14 protein-coding genes and 1 pseudogene are annotated in these 18,115 nt (G+C 47.6%); 9 read left to right on the top strand and 6 right to left on the bottom strand.

What is annotated here, in order from left to right; translation table 11 throughout:
• Positions 1 to 286 precede the first annotated feature (286 nt).
• From IPL17_RS07155 to IPL17_RS07145, 3 genes are all read right to left on the bottom strand, one after another.
• Positions 287 to 445: a hypothetical protein gene (locus tag IPL17_RS07155; RefSeq protein WP_345306393.1), complete on the bottom strand. Its 159-nt coding sequence runs from the start codon at positions 443 to 445 to the stop codon at positions 287 to 289.
• Between the two features lie 530 nt (positions 446 to 975).
• Positions 976 to 1,608 (bottom strand): response regulator transcription factor, encoded by a 633-nt coding sequence (locus tag IPL17_RS07150; RefSeq protein ID WP_345306392.1) that lies wholly within the window; start codon positions 1,606 to 1,608, stop codon positions 976 to 978.
• Between the two features lie 156 nt (positions 1,609 to 1,764).
• Entirely contained in the window at positions 1,765 to 3,051 is a 1,287-nt protein-coding gene (locus IPL17_RS07145) for a sensor histidine kinase (RefSeq protein ID WP_345306391.1), read from the bottom strand.
• 262 nt (positions 3,052 to 3,313) lie between these two features.
• On the opposite strand from IPL17_RS07145, the gene IPL17_RS07140 reads away from it, so the two are divergent.
• Positions 3,314 to 5,035 carry a glycosyltransferase family 39 protein gene (locus tag IPL17_RS07140; protein ID WP_345306390.1) on the top strand — a complete coding sequence of 574 codons (1,722 nt, stop codon included), beginning with the start codon at positions 3,314 to 3,316 and terminating at the stop codon, positions 5,033 to 5,035.
• A 63-nt stretch (positions 5,036 to 5,098) separates the two neighbouring features.
• A complete protein-coding gene (locus IPL17_RS07135) occupies positions 5,099 to 5,491 on the top strand; it encodes a hypothetical protein (protein ID WP_345306389.1) in 393 nt (130 codons plus the stop codon).
• Positions 5,492 to 5,539: 48 nt separating this feature from the next.
• On the opposite strand, the gene IPL17_RS07130 is transcribed toward IPL17_RS07135, so the two are convergent.
• Positions 5,540 to 7,258: a glycosyltransferase family 39 protein gene (locus IPL17_RS07130; RefSeq protein WP_345306388.1), complete on the bottom strand. Its 1,719-nt coding sequence runs from the start codon at positions 7,256 to 7,258 to the stop codon at positions 5,540 to 5,542.
• Positions 7,255 to 8,973 carry a glycosyltransferase family 39 protein gene (locus IPL17_RS07125; RefSeq protein WP_345306387.1) on the bottom strand — a complete coding sequence of 573 codons (1,719 nt, stop codon included), beginning with the start codon at positions 8,971 to 8,973 and terminating at the stop codon, positions 7,255 to 7,257. Before IPL17_RS07125 ends, IPL17_RS07130 begins: the two co-directional genes overlap by 4 nt.
• A gap of 79 nt (positions 8,974 to 9,052) precedes the next feature.
• Between IPL17_RS07125 and IPL17_RS07120 the strand changes: the two genes are divergently transcribed.
• The 6 genes from IPL17_RS07120 (at position 9,053) to IPL17_RS07095 (ending at position 15,521) form a co-directional block, all read left to right on the top strand.
• Complete coding sequence (locus IPL17_RS07120; RefSeq protein WP_345306386.1) at positions 9,053 to 11,080, top strand: hypothetical protein; 2,028 nt, start codon at positions 9,053 to 9,055, stop codon at positions 11,078 to 11,080.
• 120 nt (positions 11,081 to 11,200) lie between these two features.
• Complete coding sequence (locus tag IPL17_RS07115; RefSeq protein ID WP_345306385.1) at positions 11,201 to 11,563, top strand: Flp family type IVb pilin; 363 nt, start codon at positions 11,201 to 11,203, stop codon at positions 11,561 to 11,563.
• 112 nt (positions 11,564 to 11,675) lie between these two features.
• Positions 11,676 to 13,016 (top strand): tRNA (N6-isopentenyl adenosine(37)-C2)-methylthiotransferase MiaB, encoded by a 1,341-nt coding sequence (gene miaB, locus IPL17_RS07110; RefSeq protein ID WP_345306384.1) that lies wholly within the window; start codon positions 11,676 to 11,678, stop codon positions 13,014 to 13,016.
• Between the two features lie 73 nt (positions 13,017 to 13,089).
• Positions 13,090 to 14,007 carry an AEC family transporter gene (locus tag IPL17_RS07105; RefSeq protein WP_345306383.1) on the top strand — a complete coding sequence of 306 codons (918 nt, stop codon included), beginning with the start codon at positions 13,090 to 13,092 and terminating at the stop codon, positions 14,005 to 14,007.
• Positions 14,008 to 14,011: 4 nt separating this feature from the next.
• Positions 14,012 to 15,238, top strand: a complete 1,227-nt coding sequence (locus tag IPL17_RS07100; protein ID WP_345306382.1) for a peptidase MA family metallohydrolase — start codon at positions 14,012 to 14,014, stop codon at positions 15,236 to 15,238.
• Positions 15,222 to 15,521 (top strand): acylphosphatase, encoded by a 300-nt coding sequence (locus tag IPL17_RS07095; protein ID WP_345306381.1) that lies wholly within the window; start codon positions 15,222 to 15,224, stop codon positions 15,519 to 15,521. Before IPL17_RS07100 ends, IPL17_RS07095 begins: the two co-directional genes overlap by 17 nt.
• 44 nt (positions 15,522 to 15,565) lie before the next feature.
• Here IPL17_RS07095 and IPL17_RS07090 read toward each other — a convergent pair.
• Positions 15,566 to 16,141 (bottom strand): annotated as a pseudogene (locus tag IPL17_RS07090) (JAB domain-containing protein).
• A gap of 204 nt (positions 16,142 to 16,345) precedes the next feature.
• On the opposite strand from IPL17_RS07090, the gene IPL17_RS07085 reads away from it, so the two are divergent.
• Positions 16,346 to 18,058 carry a hypothetical protein gene (locus tag IPL17_RS07085; protein WP_345306380.1) on the top strand — a complete coding sequence of 571 codons (1,713 nt, stop codon included), beginning with the start codon at positions 16,346 to 16,348 and terminating at the stop codon, positions 18,056 to 18,058.
• Positions 18,059 to 18,115: the final 57 nt, after the last annotated feature.

Below are 18,115 nucleotides of genomic sequence, written 5' to 3'. Positions count from 1 at the left end.
ACTTACGTAACTTTTCGCTGTCAAGGAAATGTTTGGCTTGACCGCACAGGTGGTTGTTCGTTGCATCTCGAAAGTTGCAGATGCTTATAAGCTGGATAGAAAAGTCAAACGTACTTTCAAGCCGCATGGCGCGATTGCTTTGATGACCGCATCCTGACCTACAAACTGGACAGGATGGAGTTGAGCATCTGGACAGTAGAGGGCAGACAAAGATGTCCCTTTGCCTGCGGAAAACGCCAGCATGGAATTCTCAAAGGCCACGCTTGTGCCTGGTCAAAGGCAAGTTTTACCTGATGGTTGTCTGCGAGGTGGAGGCACCCAAGCCAATTGACGTGGAAGGGGTGTTGGGGGTTGATCTGGGTCTTGTCCAGATCGCCGCAACTTCGGACGGTGGCGGGTTCAGCGGCGCGGCGCGCTCGAAGATAACCGCCGAAAGTTTGGACATCGCAGAAGCAATTTGCAAAAGAAACAGACCCAATCCCCCCCCCCCACCCCCTCAAAAAATCCCCGGGCTCTCCCCCCGGTTTCAAAAACAACCAACCATAGAATTAGCAAAATTCTCGTACAGATTGCGTATGACACTCATCGAGCGATTGCCCTTGAAGAATTGGGCGGTATCCGTGAGGCTCCCGTAAAAGGACGCAGCAGAGAGCGAGACATGCGAATTGGTCGTTCTACCAACTGAGGCAGTACATCGTTAAAAGCCGGGCGCGTGGGGTTCCTGTGATCTTCGTTGATCCAAGAAACACCTCGCCGGTGGGGTGTTGATAAAGCCAATCGTAAGTCTCAATCTGTTTTCCTTGTAGCGCTTGCAACTTCTCTGGCAATGCGGACATAGTAGCTGTCAATATCGCAGTCAGGGCAGAAGTAAACCTGCCAATGGTCTCGAACCTTCGTGTTCAGGGACAAAGCCCCCTGCTTTAGCTGTGGGGTTCGTTTACGCTGTCCTTTTAATAAGCAAAAATAAAACTTAACTTACAAACCATGCTGTATGGCGATAACCGCCGCCTGTGTTCTATCTGAAACACCCAATTTTTCAAGAATGGCGCTGACATGATTGCGTACTGTCCCTTCGGATAAGTGTAATTGTGCGGCGATCTCGCCGTTGTTGATGCCTTTTGCGATCAAACGTAATACATCCAGTTCGCGTTCGGTCAGTTTATCTGTCAGTATGGATGCGGGCTGGGTTTGCCTGCTGGCAACCTGATTGAGCAGTTTCCCCGCGATGGCGGGATCTACGAACGATTTTCCATCCATCGTTCCGCGGATAGCCTCAACGATCTTCTGGCGTGAAGTATCTTTCAATAGATAACCAGACGCCCCCGCGCGGATCGCATCGAAGACCCATTCATCGTCATCGTATGTGGTCAATACCAGGATTTTTATATTGGGGAATTTTGCGCGGATCTGGCGTGTGGCCTCGATACCATTTATGATCGGCATTTTCAAATCCATCAAGATCAGGTCTGGCTGTTTTTGAGCGGCGAGTTCAAGCGCTTCCGCACCGTCCTGCGCAGCGCCGATCACTTGAAAATCCCTCTCAAGGTTGAGGAGCATTTCAAGTCCATCGCGGATCACGGCCTGGTCGTCACAAAGGAGGATTTTCATATGTATCTTTCCGTCATTGCGAGGAGGTGCTCTTCCCGACGAAGCAATCTCCATTACAGTGACCGAGATTGCTTCAGGCGAAAAACATCGCCCTCGCAATGATGTGGGGGAATTATATCGTCAGCACAACCTTCGTGCCTTTTCCTTTTTCACTTTCTATTTTAATTTTCCGCCTACAAGTTCGGCGCGTTCACGCATACCGATCAAACCAAAATGCCCCGTTGATTTTTCAGCATCAAGATCAAATCCGATACCATCATCTTGAATCGTAAGCGTGGTGTGACCGTTGCTGTCCAAGCGCACGCTGAAATTTTTTGCGCGCGAGTGGCTGGCAATGTTTTCGATACATTCCTGCGCGATGCGGTAGATGGTCTGCTCCACGTCCGGGCTGAGGGAAGGCATGGGATTTTTAAGATCCAGCGTCAGATTAAGGTGGAAGCGTGCCGCTGCAGATTCGGATGCGCGTTGGATGGCGAGATTAAGTCCCATATCTTCCAACGACGATGAGCGCAAGGCTTTCAGCGCGCGGCGGGTTTCATCCACACCAAGGCGGGTCGATTCCAATGATCTGTCGATCAGGTCACGGGTCTTGTTGGAATCGATGTCGAAATAAGCCTTGGCGGTTTCAAGCGAGACTGAAATTGCGGTCAGGGAATGCGCCAATGTGTCGTGCAATTCACGCGCGAGACGATTGCGTTCGCGGCTCACTGTGAGCTGTTCCAGCGTGGACGCATAGTGGCTGAGGTTGGCATTTGCTTCACGCAGTGATTCGCGCTGCTGGCGAAGTTGTGCCACCAGTAAACTGATAAAGACACCAACCGCGATAAAACTGATCGTGCGGACGATGGCAATAAAAATAAAAACAGAAATACTTCTGTAATCGATCGCGCTGAAATAAATGAGACCGAGTTCAAGGGTGGTGGTGGCAATGCTGAAAAAGATGACGTGCGCTAATTCATATTCCCAGGCTACAAGCGCGAGGGCGACAAACAACACCGGTAGTTGACGCAGCGCCATGCCTTCCGCGTTCGCCAGCGGACCCTGCGGGAAGCGCGGCGTGATCAACACGTTGATGATAATCGGCGCGGTCGAAATGGTGAGCAGAAGCAGTGGGTAGAACTCCTGCCCAAGTTTTTTTTGTATCCAGGTTGAATGGGCAAAGATAAAAAAGAACAGAGCGACCAATCCGCTCGCACTGTAAAAAAGATAGACGGGTCTTAAAGGATTTCTCTGCAGGTTGTTCGGCTGACTGGGTTGAAATCCCAGTTGATTGGGCGGGAGTTGCTGTCCGGGAGTCATCTGCTGTAATGGCAGATTTTGTGTGATGGGAAGATTGGTCTGGGTGTAAAGCACAAGATCCATGACAGCCATTGCCAGGAGGAAGCCGAGCCAGATCCATGCTGCAGTACGGAGAAGTCGTGTTGATTCTTTCGGGGAGTGCATATGCAAATCTTATCATGACGAGGCCTGCGCGCCGTGTGTATGCCGTCATGATTCTCCCGAATCACCCATGACACCTGTCATGGATACGGCTGGTTAGATTCACGGGTTTATAAGATAACTGGTGACTGGCTTCACTCTCAGGTTTTTGAAGGGAAATATAAAATAGTAGAAGTAAGAAGAAAGAATTGTTGGTGGTTGAGTAGAACTGAGCGATAGCGAACTCCACTCAACCACCCAAGTAAACAATAATATGGAGCAACACATGACAACAGAAACCATTCCAACTCAATCTTCATTCTTAAAGAGAAAACTTTTCCTCGGCCTGACGATCTCGACAGTTCTCGTTCTCGTCATCATGGCATTTTCGTTTGGATTGCATATGTACAACATCGAAGCAATTGGCGACGCGAATGCATATTACACCGCCGCGGTCAAATCCATGCTGCAATCCTGGAGCAATTTCTTCTTCGTTGCCGCGGAACCTGGCGGCTCGGTCACAGTGGATAAACCTCCGCTGGGATTATGGATCGAAGCGGTCTTTGCATATTTCCTTGGCGTCAGCGGTTTTAGCGTTTCACTGCCCAACATCCTCGCGGGCGTTTTTGGAATTCCGCTGTTGTATGCGATGGTCAAAAAATATATGGGTGAACTCGCCGGGCTTATCGCCGCGTTTGTCATGGCGATCACTCCGGTCTTTGTCGCCACCAATCGCAATAACACCATGGATGGTCTGCTGGTCTTCTTTTTACTCCTCGCCGCGTGGGCATTTATCCAAGCGACAGAGTCAGGCAAACTGACATGGCTTTTACTCGGTGCATTCATTGTCGGGCTTGGCTTCAACATCAAAATGATGCAGGCCTTCCTGCCGCTCCCGGCTTTTTACGCACTTTATTTTTTTGGTTCAAAAGAAGCCTGGCTGCGCAAGATGGTCAACCTTGGCATCGCAACCGTTCTGCTTGTTGCAGTCTCCCTTTCGTGGGCAGTGATCGTGGATTTGACTCCAGCCGACTCACGTCCCTACATTGGCTCCAGCGATAACAACACCGTCATGGGATTGATCTTCGGTCATAACGGAGTCTCGCGGCTCGGAAGCACTGGCGGACCAGGAGGAGGAACGCCTCCCTCTGCGCCGATGGCTGGTACTGATTCCGATCAAAGGATTCAGCCTCAGCAGGGTACTCGTCAAGGACCGCCGCAACAGGCATTAGATGCCTGTGCCAGTTCCGCGCAAGGGGATGCATGTTCATTCACTCAGCAAAATGGGAATACGATCAACGGTTCTTGCATCACGCCTCCAAATCAAAGTGTGTTAGCCTGCGCACCACAGGGAATGACTCCACAGCAAAATGGACAAAGTCCTTTAGTCGGCGGCCCAAATGGTCAGGGAGGTGGAACGCAATTCAGCCAGGAAACTGGTGAGCCCGGGGTTTTCCGCTTCTTCACACAGCCGTTATCGAAACAAATGTCGTGGCTGCTGCCGTTCGCATTGATCAGTGTTTTGCTGGCGCTCTTTGGCTCTCGTTTAAAACTTCCAATCGAATCTGGTGTTCACAAATCCCTGCTCGTTTGGGGCGGATGGTTGATGACCTGTGTAGTTTTCTTCAGCATGGTCTCCGGTATTTTCCATTCGTATTATGCCATTATGCTCGCTCCGGCACTTGGCGCAATGGTCGGGATCGGATTTAGTCAATTATGGTCGTGGGGCCGGGACAGGAATTGGGCTGGCATCTTGTTTATCTTAATGTCTGCGATCACACTCGGTTTTCAATATTTTGCGATGGATCAGTATGGCGAGAATTTATGGTGGATGCTCCCAGCGGGAATCCTCTTCGTTGCGGGAATCATCCTAATGGTCGCGTCGCGGAAAGCGGATTGCTTACGTCACACTTCTCTCTGCAATGCTGATCATCCCCATGTATTGGACGGTCATGACCGTTGCATCCAATCCGAACATAAATTTACCCACTGCGTATTCGGGCAGTGATCAGCAGGATGGATTGGGAGGCGCGAATCGTGCTTTCCGCAAGGGTCAGGTCCCGCATCAAATGTGAACGAGGATCTGCTAGCCTATCTTGAAGCGAACACGCAGGATGTGGAGTATCTTTTGGCCGTTCCTTCCTCTCAACAGGGTTCATCGCTTGTGATCGCTACTGGTCGCCCCGTGCTGTATATGGGCGGCTTCGGCGGGCAGGATGCAGTGGTGACAGCCGGGGATCTATCCGCGATGGTGGCAAATGGCGAGTTGCGATATGTGATGTACGGCGGCGATCGCGGCGGTAAACAAGATATTGCCAATTGGTTGAGTGCATCCTGTTCGGTGGTGCAGGAATTTAGCCAGCTAAGCACTGGCGGACCACAAATGCCGCAGGGAGAGAATCAGCCCCAAGGTTTGGGCGGAGGCGGTCCCGATCAAGGGACAACTTTATACCTGTGCAGATAGATATTAATATAAAAAGGACTGGAAATTTTCCAGTCCTTTTTATGATCATTATTGAAGAATTTTTTCGTACACAGCTTCTGGAATATCTATAGTTCGATAAATATAAATATAATCAAGTCCGTTAATGATGATGGTTTTTTCAGGGCTTATATCTTGAAATGCGCGAAAGATTTTTTCAGTTTCAGGCTGTTGTTTCCGTATGATCGGGTAGAGAACCAGGTAATCCGATTCTCTCATTTCATTTGTAATGGTTGAGTAATCACTGGTTATTAAGTATACCCTCTTGAAAACCAAAGTTTCTCCGGGGAAGAAGAAGGAGAATGTTCCCATGCCGTTATAGACATACGCGCGGATGTCTTTTGCATTCGGCTTTTGTGCCAGGTAATCCGCAGCTTGTGACAGTCCTTCGCCATAGCCAAGTGTGGCGGCTTCACTGGCGAATGGACTCTTGTAGTTAAAATAATAAGGCGCGTAGGGAAGTCCCAATGAAATTTGAGTCCCGATCAGAACGATAAAAAACAATATGGAAATATAAACACGGTTTATCACTGTCCATCGGCTTTGCATCCATGTCCACGCATAGCCCCAGCCGATTCCCGCCATTACATCAAAACAGACATAGCTGCTGAGAATATAGTGCTGAGAGTTACGCCCCTGCGCAATGCCGAACATGGCGATGAATAATCCGCCCAGAATGGCTAAGTAAACAAGAGTTGATCTCATTGGAGATTGCGATCTTTGTTTATCTTTTGAGAAGACTGCAAATATGGAAAATATCAATCCCAACCAGGTAATTGGCGTTGTCGAAGTCGTCCAATTTTGCAGATATTGAAAAATTCCATCAAAACGGGTGGTAAGGCTGAAGCTTGCTGGCTGTAATTGTTCGGTCACTTCAAGGCGTGCGCCTTGAAACGCATAACTGAACGCATTTCCATATACTTCCGAAAGCATTCTTCCGGGCGCAACCCACATCCCGGGCCACAAAAGAAAGTAGATCAAAACAGCAGCGCCCAACCAGATTAAAAATGTTCGAATGGTGTTCCATAATTTCACACTGAAATCTTGCTCAATTCTCTTGAACAGGTCAATAAATAATATAAGGGTCACTACTCCAATTAACACAATGGATGTGGATTTTGTTAACTGCGCAAGGCCAAATGCTAGACCAGAAAGAAGTAGATATTTTGTTTTTCTTTCCTTATTTATATATACCTGCATCCCCAATAAAGATACCAATACAAATAAGGCCACCATGCCTTCCATGTTAAGTAGACGGGAATGCCCAAGGAAAAATGGTGAAATGATCGCCAGTGCGGTGGCGAGTAAGGCGGCGTTTTCCCCGATCAAAATACTTAAAAGTAGGAAGGCTGCTATTACAAGAAAAGTCAAAATGCCCGCTTGAATATAGCGGCTGATGCGTACCAATTCAATGGCTTCCTTGCCATGACTTCGCATAAATTCTTCATATTTCGGTTTACGGGTATCGAAGAATCCCTGTTCATAAGCGCGGTACTCGGGGAAGTAGAAAAACAAAGCTGTGGATATGATCCACATATTTGTGACCCCCGGATGATATTCAAAATAAGTGTCTTCAAAGTTCTTGTGCGTAATTGCGTAATAAAAATTAGAGCTGGAGATCACCCAGAAAGGTTCGTCAATGTTAATGGCGCGGTCAATATGGATCATCCGTGAAGGAAAGGTGATCACAAGCAGAAGTATGGCGAGCCATACTTTTCTCTGGTTTATTTTTGAAAAGAGGTTGTTCATAGATTGGCTAGCGCTTCGAATATTTCCGGCGGTAAGGAATCCACATTGTAGATCCGCACATACTCATAACCATTCATCCAAATTTCATGGAACGGCTTGACAGTAGCGAGAATGTTGAGAAATGGCCAATACTTTTCTGCTTGACTCTGATTGGCATAGTACACAACCAGGTAATCCGACCCTCGGAGATTACTTAGGAGATCTTCTGCATGTTCGCCATCAATATAATAGGGACGAAAACTGATCGCTTCACCGGGGTGGAAGTATGAAAAACATCCGCGGCTGTAATATGAAAATATAGTTGTATCCGCCGCGTTAGGAAGTTGGGCGAGATATTGAGCCGCAATTTCGAGGCCTTCTCCATATGGGAAGTTTGGATAATCCTTATACCAACCCAGCGAGTAAAGGATTGGATTGCGATATGTGAAATAATAAGGGAAATATGAAATTGCATTCCAAGCTTGAAGGAGTAAAACTACAGCCAACCCGGCATACTGTAATTTCACTTTCTTCTCTGCAAAATGAGATACGCTCCAATTAATAACGTGAAGCCATCCTAACCCGGCTAATAGGTTTAAGGATAGATAACTGGTCAAAATGTAATGCGGGGAGTTGCGTCCCTGGGCAATGCCGATCAGGAAAATAAATGCTAAAGCATTTATTAATAACAGGGTAAACAGAAGCCTGTATGGGCCGACCAGTTCACGGTCGCGTGTGAACGGAATGGCCAATCCCAAGAGGACTCCAAGCCATGTGATGGGAGTGGTCCGATAGAGCAGCACACTTGTCATTTCCCATAATCCTGACAGATTACTAAGACTGAATCTAGAAACATCCAGTTCCTGGGTAACTGTGAGCCGCGAACCCTGAAAGGCATAACTGAAGGCATTACCGTAGACTTCATATAACATTTTTCCGGGCGCGACCCACATTCCCGGCCAAAAGATAAAGTAGGTGACAATTAGGAAAACAAGCCAAATGGAGAAAAACTTTATGCTATTTAGAATTGCTTTTCCCCAACCGTGCTGACGCTCTTGAAATAATTGCATCAGTAATAGAATACCCATCCCGGCAAGCATGGCGATTGCTGAGGATTTCGATAATTGAGCGAATCCAGCGGCAACACCGGAAATCAAAAGGAAAATAATTCTTCTATCTCTGGCGAGATACACGGCAAATGAGATCAGGGAAACGAGTACGAACATTGACACCAAACCTTCATGCGTAAGTAGCCGTGAGATACCTACATAGAAGGGATCGAAAGTGGCAAAGGTTACAATAAAAGCCGCGCTTATTTTGGGAATTAACTTTTGGAGAAGATAGTAAAGCACCAGGAAAAGGAATAGGATGACAAATACTTGGATCACCCGCGAATAGGTTAAAAGCGCAAGCGGATCTTTCCCGTGCTCGATCATGAACGGGTCGAGCCGCCCTTTTTCGTAATTAAGGTAGCCCTGATCAAGAGCGCGATATTCAGGAAAATACGCCAACATTCCAAAAGCGATGATCCACATCGTAGTTACGGCCGGCTGATATTCGTAGACTGTATTCTCAAATTCCCTCTGCGCAACCGCGTAATAAAAATTCGCACCCTGACTCAGCCAGGACGGTTCATCAAGTGTGACGAATGAATCGATCTTTGGGATGCGCGGTGCTAAAAAAACAATGATCAACACAATGTAGATTGCAATATCTTTTATTCGATTCTGAAGCATGAATCGGATTATAACATGCGCATTTTGCATGATTTTCCCTCGTTACATTGATGATAAAATCGCATATCAGATCTCACACATGAAAAATATGATTGAAAAACTTCGCCAAAAAGAATTCATCGTTGTCCCAGCCATTTTATTTCTGTTGGTATTGCTGGCTTATGGTTTGCTGACCCCGCGCATGGGGTTTTATTGGGATGACTGGCCTTTTGCCTGGTTCCTGCGCTTCTTTGGTCCCATAGAATTCATTGAATCTTTTCGCCCATTCCGCCCGTTCCTTGGACCGATCTTTACAGTGACGACCGCCTTGTTTGGCGGGCATCCCTTTACCTGGCAGCTGGTTGGATTGGCGCTGCGCTTCTTCCTCTCCCTCGAGGTCTGGTACGTTCTCCGATCGGTCTGGCCTTCTCAAAGATGGAATGTGCTGTGGGTGGCGCTTTTGTTTACTGTGTACCCCGGGTATCAACAGCAATGGGTTTCTTTGACACATGTCAATCAGGAGATCATTCCGCTGACATGGTTGATCGCCTCTTTTGGCTTGACCGCGTACGCGATCCGAAATGACCGCCATCGAAAAAGAGCCGCCATCCTTGCGATTGTATTGCAGGCCATGGGACTGTTCGCAACCGAATATTTTTTCGGTCTTGAAATTTTACGTTTCTTCTTTTTACTGTCCATTTTTTCCGAGACTCTAACCGCACGAAAAGATATATTACGGAAAGCCGCGACTTCCTGGCTTCCCTATTTTTGTGTATGGATTCTTAACGCTGCCTGGACATACGCATATCATCGTTCGACGGCTTATAACTCGTACGAAATAAACATTCTATCCAGTCCGTCCTTTTCCCCGCTCGCAATCGTCAATGAAATTTTAAAGACCATTTCCCTCTCTGGGTTTGTATCATGGATCAATACATTCAGCCTGATCTCAACAATTGACGGGACGGTCACGCAGATCATTGCGCTGGGAATCCTGCTTGGCGCAGCAATGGTAATTTTTATATCGGTGCGCTTCCTATCCAACGGGACAACTGATCAGCATCCGAAAGAAGATTCATGGGGACGATGGGCCATGCTCATCGGACTTGTGGCGATATTCGCAGGTCGTCTGCCGTCGTGGGCCGCAGGTTTGCCGTTGAAGATTGAGTTTGACTATGACCGCTTCTTTCTCTCCATCATGTTCGGGGCGAGTCTCTTCATCGTCGGGCTGGCAGCTTTTCTCTTAAGAGATGGGAAGCGCAAGTTCTTCATCCTCAGCCTGTTGATCGGATTATCAACAGCCTATCAATTCACCGTTTCAAACACCTTCCGCCGCGACACGGCCAACTTACAGGATATTTTCTGGCAGATGGCATGGCGCATGCCTGCCCTGGAAAAAGGCACGGTCTTATTAACGTATGAACTGCCGCTTAACTATCTATCAGACTTGCAATTAACTGCCCCGCTAAATTGGATGTACGCTTCGACCATTACGGATCGAGAGCTTCCCTATTTGCTTTTATATATAAAAAGTAGATTTAATTCAACGACCTTGCCTTCCCTTCGACCTGACGAACCGATCCATCTCCAATATCGTACTGTTGAATTCAACGGCTCGACCACCGACAGCGTGGTGATATACAAGGACGCTGATGGCTGTCTGCGCGTGCTTGATTCCTTATATGCAAATGCTGAGACAGTGCCCGGCGCAAATTATTTTTTGCTCAACGCCGTACCGCTTTCCAACCCGGGCTTGATCCAGGCGCAAGCTCTTCAGCCTGTTTTGGATGGAACTTTATTCGGCGCTGAACCTGCGCACGGCTGGTGTTATTTTTTTGAAAAGGCTGAACTCGCCCGCCAGCGGTCTGATTGGGATGGGATTGTGAAACTATACGATCAGGCAGAGCAGGGAAAATTAAGCGCTTCTGCCCCTGTTGAAAACCTGCCTTTCATTGAAGCCTTTGCGGTCACCGGAGATGAGGATACAGCAATTAAATTGACTGAACGCACTATTAATGAACAAAAAACATTATGTCCGGCGCTTGTTACTCTTTGGGAGCGTGTCTCGCAAATTCAAGGATCTTCTGTGCGCGCCCAAACTACATTACAGGAAGGCTGTGAACCATAACTGCAATAAATAATCCGTGTGAGCGAGCCTAAAGGATTGCGGTATTGACATTTGCGTGCAAGAAAAGTATAAGATTTACTATTAAATAAATTGAATAGTTTTTGGATAGGAGCGTTCGGTATGAATTCATCAAACTCTCGGAAAAAATGCGATAAGGGCCAGGGGTTGGTGGAGTATGCGCTCATTCTTGTATTGGTTGCACTTGTGGTCATCGCTGCATTGATGATTCTAGGCCCAGCTATTGGCAATGTGTTCAGTCAGATCAATAATTCTCTGTCTGCATTAAGTTTGGGCGAGGTGGGTGGGGTTGTAGTTCCGCCCGCTCCAGATTGCTCAGTGCAGCAGGATGCGTATAACGCTGCCATGGCAGATTTAAATGCTTGTCTGGCTGCACATGATGAAGACGAAGCGCATCACTGCGATCATCTACAAGTTATTGCTGACAACGCTTCTAACGCTTTACAGGCTTGCCTCCATCCTTAGAAACCTATCGTGTCGATTTACTTACACAAGCCGCCGCCTTCGAGCGGCGGCTTGTTTGTTATATTCAAATCCCGAAACTTGAATCCCGACAGACTTGGTATAATTCGCGCCTATGGAAAAAAAGTATCACATCTGGACAGAAGGATGCCAAATGAACGTAGCCGACTCGCAACGGGTCGGTTCTTCGCTTGAACATCTTGGCTACACCCTTACCGAAACCATCGAAGAAGCGGATGTTATTGTTTTAAATACCTGCGTGGTGCGCCAATCCGCCGAAGATAAAGCCTATGGGCGTGTCACTTCGTTAATGCCGCTCAAGAAGAAAAATCCGAATCTTGTCATCAACCTCATGGGCTGTATGGTCGGTGTGCGCGGCGCGGAAAAATTGCGCGAGAAACTTCCATACGTGGATGTCTTCTCCCCGCCCTCTGATCCCGGCCCGTTGATCTCGCTCCTTACGCAGGGTGAAATCCATTCACTGGAAGACGCGGAAACCACGCGCCGCTTCCTGATGATGGACGAGGAGCTAATTCTCCCCGTGGCAGAGCAGGGAAAACTCATCAGCGCGCATGTGCCGATCGTGTATGGCTGTTCACACGCCTGCACTTTCTGCATCATCCCATCCAAACGCGGCGGAGAACGCTCGCGCCCCGTCGGCGATATTGTGGGTGAAGTCCGCTCACTGGCGAGACAGGGCGTCAAAGAAGTAACTCTGCTCGGTCAGATCGTGGACCGTTACGGCAAGGACATCCCCGACGGCCCCAACCTCGCAAAACTTCTGCATCTCATTCACGAAGTCGAGGGCATCGAGCGCATCCGCTTCCTGACCTCGCATCCCAATTATTTTGAAGATGACCTCATCCAAGCCATCGCGGATCTTCCCCGCGTGATGCCGCACATTGAGCTGCCCATTCAGGCTGGGGATGATGAAGTCCTTGCCAACATGAAGCGTGGATACACTCAACAGCAATACCGTGACCTTGTGGCAAAGATCCGCGAACAAATTCCTGGATGTTCCATCGCGACTGACATCATCGTTGGATTCCCCGGCGAGACAGAGGAACAGTTCATGGAAACCTACCGTGTCCTGTCTGACCTGAAACTGGATGTGGCGCATCTGGCACGCTACTCCCTTCGAGAGGGGACCGTCGCCACCCGTCGCATGGATGATAACGTACCGGAAGAAGACAAACTACGCCGCCTGCACATCCTCGATGATCTACAGGAAGGTATTTTGGCCGAGATCAATAAAAAATATCTCGGCGAAACCGTTGATGTTTTATTTGAAAATAAAGTCAAAAACCGCTGGCGCGGACGCACCCCCACCAACAAGATCGTCTTCGTGGAATCAGAAGATGACCTGCGCGGCAAAGTCCTCCCCGTCACCGTCACATGGACAGGGCCGTGGTCCATGCAAGCGGTGCTGAAACAAACCGCATTGATTTCTTTGTAATCACAGTGTAGTGGCGCAGCACTGCTGCGCCACTACACTTATTTAACGGGGGTTATAATTTCGCCACAATCTTATGTTTCTCAACGAACTCATCACCACCTTTGCAAATAATCTCCTGCCCATTCTGCTGGTCAGTGGATCAGGATTTATCCTTGGCAAATTCCTCACCGTCGATTCGCGTTCGCTTGGGCGCGTGGTCTTTTATGTGTTCAGTCCATTGCTCGTTTTTGACTTGATGATAAAAAGTAGACTCGATCTGGGGCAGGCGTTGACCACGGTTGGATACACGGTTTCTGTGATCACGGTCATGGGATTACTGGCTTTCCTGTTCAGTAAAATATTTCAACTCGAAAGACCATATATGCTGGCTGTGATTTTGACAGTCGCCTTCGGCAATACCGGCAACTATGGTTTGCCGCTGGTCAAATTCGCGTTCGGAAATGACGCGCTGGCGGTCGCCTCAATTTTCTATGTGACAACAACCATTCTCTTCAACACGGTCGGCGTGATCATCGCTTCCCTTGGTCATATGGATCTGAGGTCTGCGGTGCTTGGGATCTTCAAACTGCCGATCATGTACGGCGTACTCTTGGCAATTCTGGTCAAGGCATGGGGAATTGAACTCCCTTTGCCATTATCACGTACCATTGAAATCGCCGCCAATGGCGCGATACCCGTCATGCTCATTTTGCTTGGATTGGAATTAACCCGCATCCAATGGTCGCATAATTTCCGTGCGCTGGGCATTGGCGTGTTCGCTAAACTTTTGCTTGGTCCACTGGTGGGATTATTACTTGCGAGTCTGTTCGGTTTGGAACACACAGCGCGGCAGGGGAGTGTGTTGGAAGCCGCCATGCCCGCGGCAGTTGCAACTACGGTTGTTGCAACCGAATATCAACTGGAGCCCGCTCTTGTGACCGCCATCGTTTTTCTCGGCACGGCGCTGAGTCCGCTTACGCTCACTCCATTGCTTGTGTATTTAGCGAGGTAGCGAAATGTTGAATTCACGCAAATTTATAATACGGATGATCCTGATCGCGCTTTTTGTGGGAACCATGTCAAGGAACCACGAGCAGGTTCACGCTCAGGGAGGGATCGTGGTGGAAGATGCCAAAGTGGAGATCAATTTTGGGCGCACGATTATTTTTACAGCGAAGATAAGATCCTCGATCCCCATACAACAAGCTTCCCTGCTTTTTCGCGGCGTGAATGAGGAAGCGACACGCGTTGAGATGGTCGAGGTTGCAAGTGACGGGTCGGTGAGTTTTACGTACGATGCTTCGCTGAACGTTTTACCTCCCTTCAGTTGGGTTGTCTTCTGGTATCAAGCCACGCTGACAGATGACCAGACCTACACGAGCGCGCCGATCAGTTTTCCGTATAACGATGAGCGATTCCCCTGGCGAGAATCATCGCGGGCGAATGTGATCGTACATTGGTACGCGGGCGATGATGCCTTTGGTGCATCGGCAATGGATGCGGCGGGCGCGGGTTTGCTTGCCTTGAACGAAATCATTCCGCTCTCGCTTTCCGATCCGATCGATATTTATATTTACTCCAATGCCACTGACCTGCAAAGTACCTTATTGATTGGCGGAGAAGAATGGGTGGGCGGACAGGCCAGTCCGAAGACCGGTGTTGTGTTGGTTGCCATTGCGCCTGGTGAGAGTCAGGTTATCGAAATGGAAAACACGATCCCGCACGAATTGACGCATGTGATTTTGTACCAAGCGCTTCGTGAAAAATATTTTCTTCAGCCGAGATGGCTGCTTGAGGGGCTGGCTTCGATGGTGGAACGCTATCCAAATCCGGATTATGCGAACGCGTTGGAAATTGCGAGTCAAAATGATTCACTGCTCTCGTTTGATGACTTGTGCGCCTCTTTTCCCGCTGATGCAGGCAACGCCTATCTGGCATATGCCCAATCCCAATCATTTGTTACCTACATCCGTGATACATATGGGATTCCCGGCCTGACCAGATTGATCGAGGAATATGGCAATGGATATCCGTGTGAACTGGGTGCGACGAACGCGCTTGGCGCTCCGCTCAACCAATTGGAGGCGCGTTGGCGTGAAAACGTACTGGGGGAAGATCTTGTTGAAGTGGCGGTTCGAAATCTCTTACCATTCGTTTTACTACTGGTACTGGCGTTGCTGGTCCCATTGTGGGGTGCCATAGACCTGTTGCGTCAAAGGAGAAAACGTGGAAACAATTCCTGATGAAATACTGCGTGTGCATATTCGAGTAACTGGACGTGTACAAGGTGTGGGGTTCCGCGCGCATGTAGAGTATTATGGGCTGCAGATCGGGGTGACGGGCTGGGTGCGAAATGTCGGGCAGGACAGTGTCGAAACGATCGCCGAAGGTGCCCGCCACCGAATTGAAAAATTTGTCGAATTGGTAAAGCAAGGTCCGCGCGCCTCGCGGGTGGATGAAGCTTGTGTGGAATATGAACCTGTGACAGGGGAGTTTAATGGGTTTGACGTGAAAAGAAGTGTGTAGGATATCGATGTTCAGAGACCAGGTGAAGCCCAATCCTCTTTTCTTTACGACACCCATTTCCCCTGTCCGATCTCACCATGTGATCAAGCACATCCACATCCAATAGCTTTCCCGCCTGTACGGATGGCTCGCCGCTGGAATGGTTATACACAACAATAATTCCAGACGCGTTCGTTCGGACCGCGTCCTTGAATAATTCCCCGACCCTCACCTGCGAAGAGTTGACCGAACCCTTGTAAATCTCCACAATTTCCAATACGTGGTTTCTTCTGTCCAATAGAATCACGCGAAAATGTTCCTGCTCCAATGCAGACATCTCATACGGCACAAGCGAAGCCGCATCCGACGGACTATTAATGGATACGCCTTCACCCATTGCATGTTGTTGCATCAGTTCCTTGATCGGCGTACGGTGCAGCCCGCTAATGCCACTGAATTTTTTACAAGCGTTGACCCACTTCCACGGCGTTCTCCCCCTTCACTCCCACGCGCAATAAAATGGCGATCAACTCGGCATTGGTCAATGCTTGCGGACCGAGTAACAATAACCGCTCACGTGGTCGGTCTGATTCGTGCAGGTCGGCGATGCGGTAAACAGGTTTTGTGTTGGGTTCTGTCATGGCTTTTCCCTATTGCGATTTATGTGGTTTTACAACAATTCCATCCTGTTATAGGATACCGCGATTAATAAAAAACGCACTTTGATATTCCATGAGGATCTCTTCAAGTATTATGAGTAATTTATTCAACAAGCGGTAGAATTGAATACACTCTATGTGAAGATTATTTTTTCAGGCCAAGCCTGCGAGCAGAGAATTTAATCCATGCAAAAAAAAACTATTTCTGATTTCTTAATCCCGACCTTGTTGGTAGTTGACGGTCTGATATGTGTCTTGATGGCAGTGTTCGCATACGAAATCGGGGTTGACCCGAATATCACCTGGGGACGCACACGTTATTTTTTGATCTTGTTGGGTACGCTGCTCATTTTTAGTTCTCTTATTTTGAATTATTTCAAAAGAAAAAATAGCTTTCTTGAATTAGCGATTAGATCTGAAAATGTAAAGACTGTTTTTCTGGTTGGGCATTTATGGATTTTGATCTTTGTTATATACGCCTGGTTTATTACTTTTGGCAATTTCACTACATGGAATCATTCAACCCAGTATTACACGCAATTGGCAGATGCGTTTGGGAAAGGACACCTTTATGTAGACCGGTCACCGGGGCAGGCCATGTTGGAGGCACAGGATCCCTACAGCCCGATAACCAGACCTTCTTTCTCGGATGAGATTTGGGATCTGTCGCTTTACAAGGAGAAATTGTATTTGTATTGGGGGCCAGTTCCTGCAATATTAATTACACCGATCCAATTATTGGTCGATAAAAAGATCGCGGATATTTTTATCGTTTACTTCTTTTCCGCAGGATTGCTGATTTTTAATTCCCTGATCATTTTTAAATTAAGGCGAATATTTTTCCCAAATATAACAATATGGAATGCCATTGTTTGTATTCCACTTATCGGTTTGATCCTGCCAATTCTTTGGTCGGTAAATATTCCTGATGTGTATGAAGCGGCCATCGGTGCCGGTCAATTCTTCTTGATCGGCGGGGTATATTTTATTCTGTCAGCTTTCGAAAATGACTCATCCATTGATAAATGGAAACTTTTTTGGGCGGGTTTTTTCTGGGCTTGTTCAGTTGGCTCCAGGGCGATCAACACATTTTCCGTGATATTTTTTGCGGCATTTGTAGTATTTTGGATCGTAAGGAATCTGCCCAGACCCATAAACTGGATCAAGATTCCGCAGTTGATCGCTCCGCTTTTTATTCCATTGATGATCGGCGCAGTTGCCATAGGATGGTACAACTGGGCGCGTTTCGATTCCCCGCTTGAATTCGGATTGCGTTATCAGATTACTATTTTCAACTTAAATAAACAAATGGGATTGGTATTTCAACCGGATTATTTTCTTCCAAATCTATATGGATATGTATTCCAGCCCTTTGAATTTATTGCCCGATTTCCATTCATTCAACCGATAAATGGCTCCGGTATCCTGAATAGGTTAAATATAACGCCGCCGTATCTATATGCAGCCGGGAGAGTAACCGGCCTGTTATTTTGTGCGCCATTCCTTATATTAAGTCTGGTCCATTTATTTTCCGATCACAAAAATACTTTGCCTGACCGTACCAAATCACACAATTTTCCCATTTATCTTCTGCTTGGGTCATTTTTAATTGGTTTTCTCACCATCTTATTTTATTTCTTTGGTCAAATGCGTTTTCTTGTGGATATCATTTCCCAGATCACGCTTCTTGCTGTCATGGGATATTGGAAGTTGATCTTAAGAAGCCAAACATCAAATTCCAAAGCGGCAAAATATTTTGTTGGCCTGTCCAATTTGCTTATAGTGTTATCAATTTGTATAAGCTTTTTGCTTGCTTTTTCCAGTGAGACGAATCGAATGGAAAAATTGAATCCGCGCTTGATCGAAAAAATTAATAATGTTTTGACCCTGCCAGAGTAATATTTCATTGATTAAGATGTGAACAGGTGAGGCAATTGCCTCACCTGTAATTTTTTA

It is taken from the genome of Candidatus Villigracilis saccharophilus, from assembly GCF_016711665.1.
Note: the sequence above shows the minus strand (reverse complement) of the source record. Positions and strands in the feature narration are given on the sequence as shown.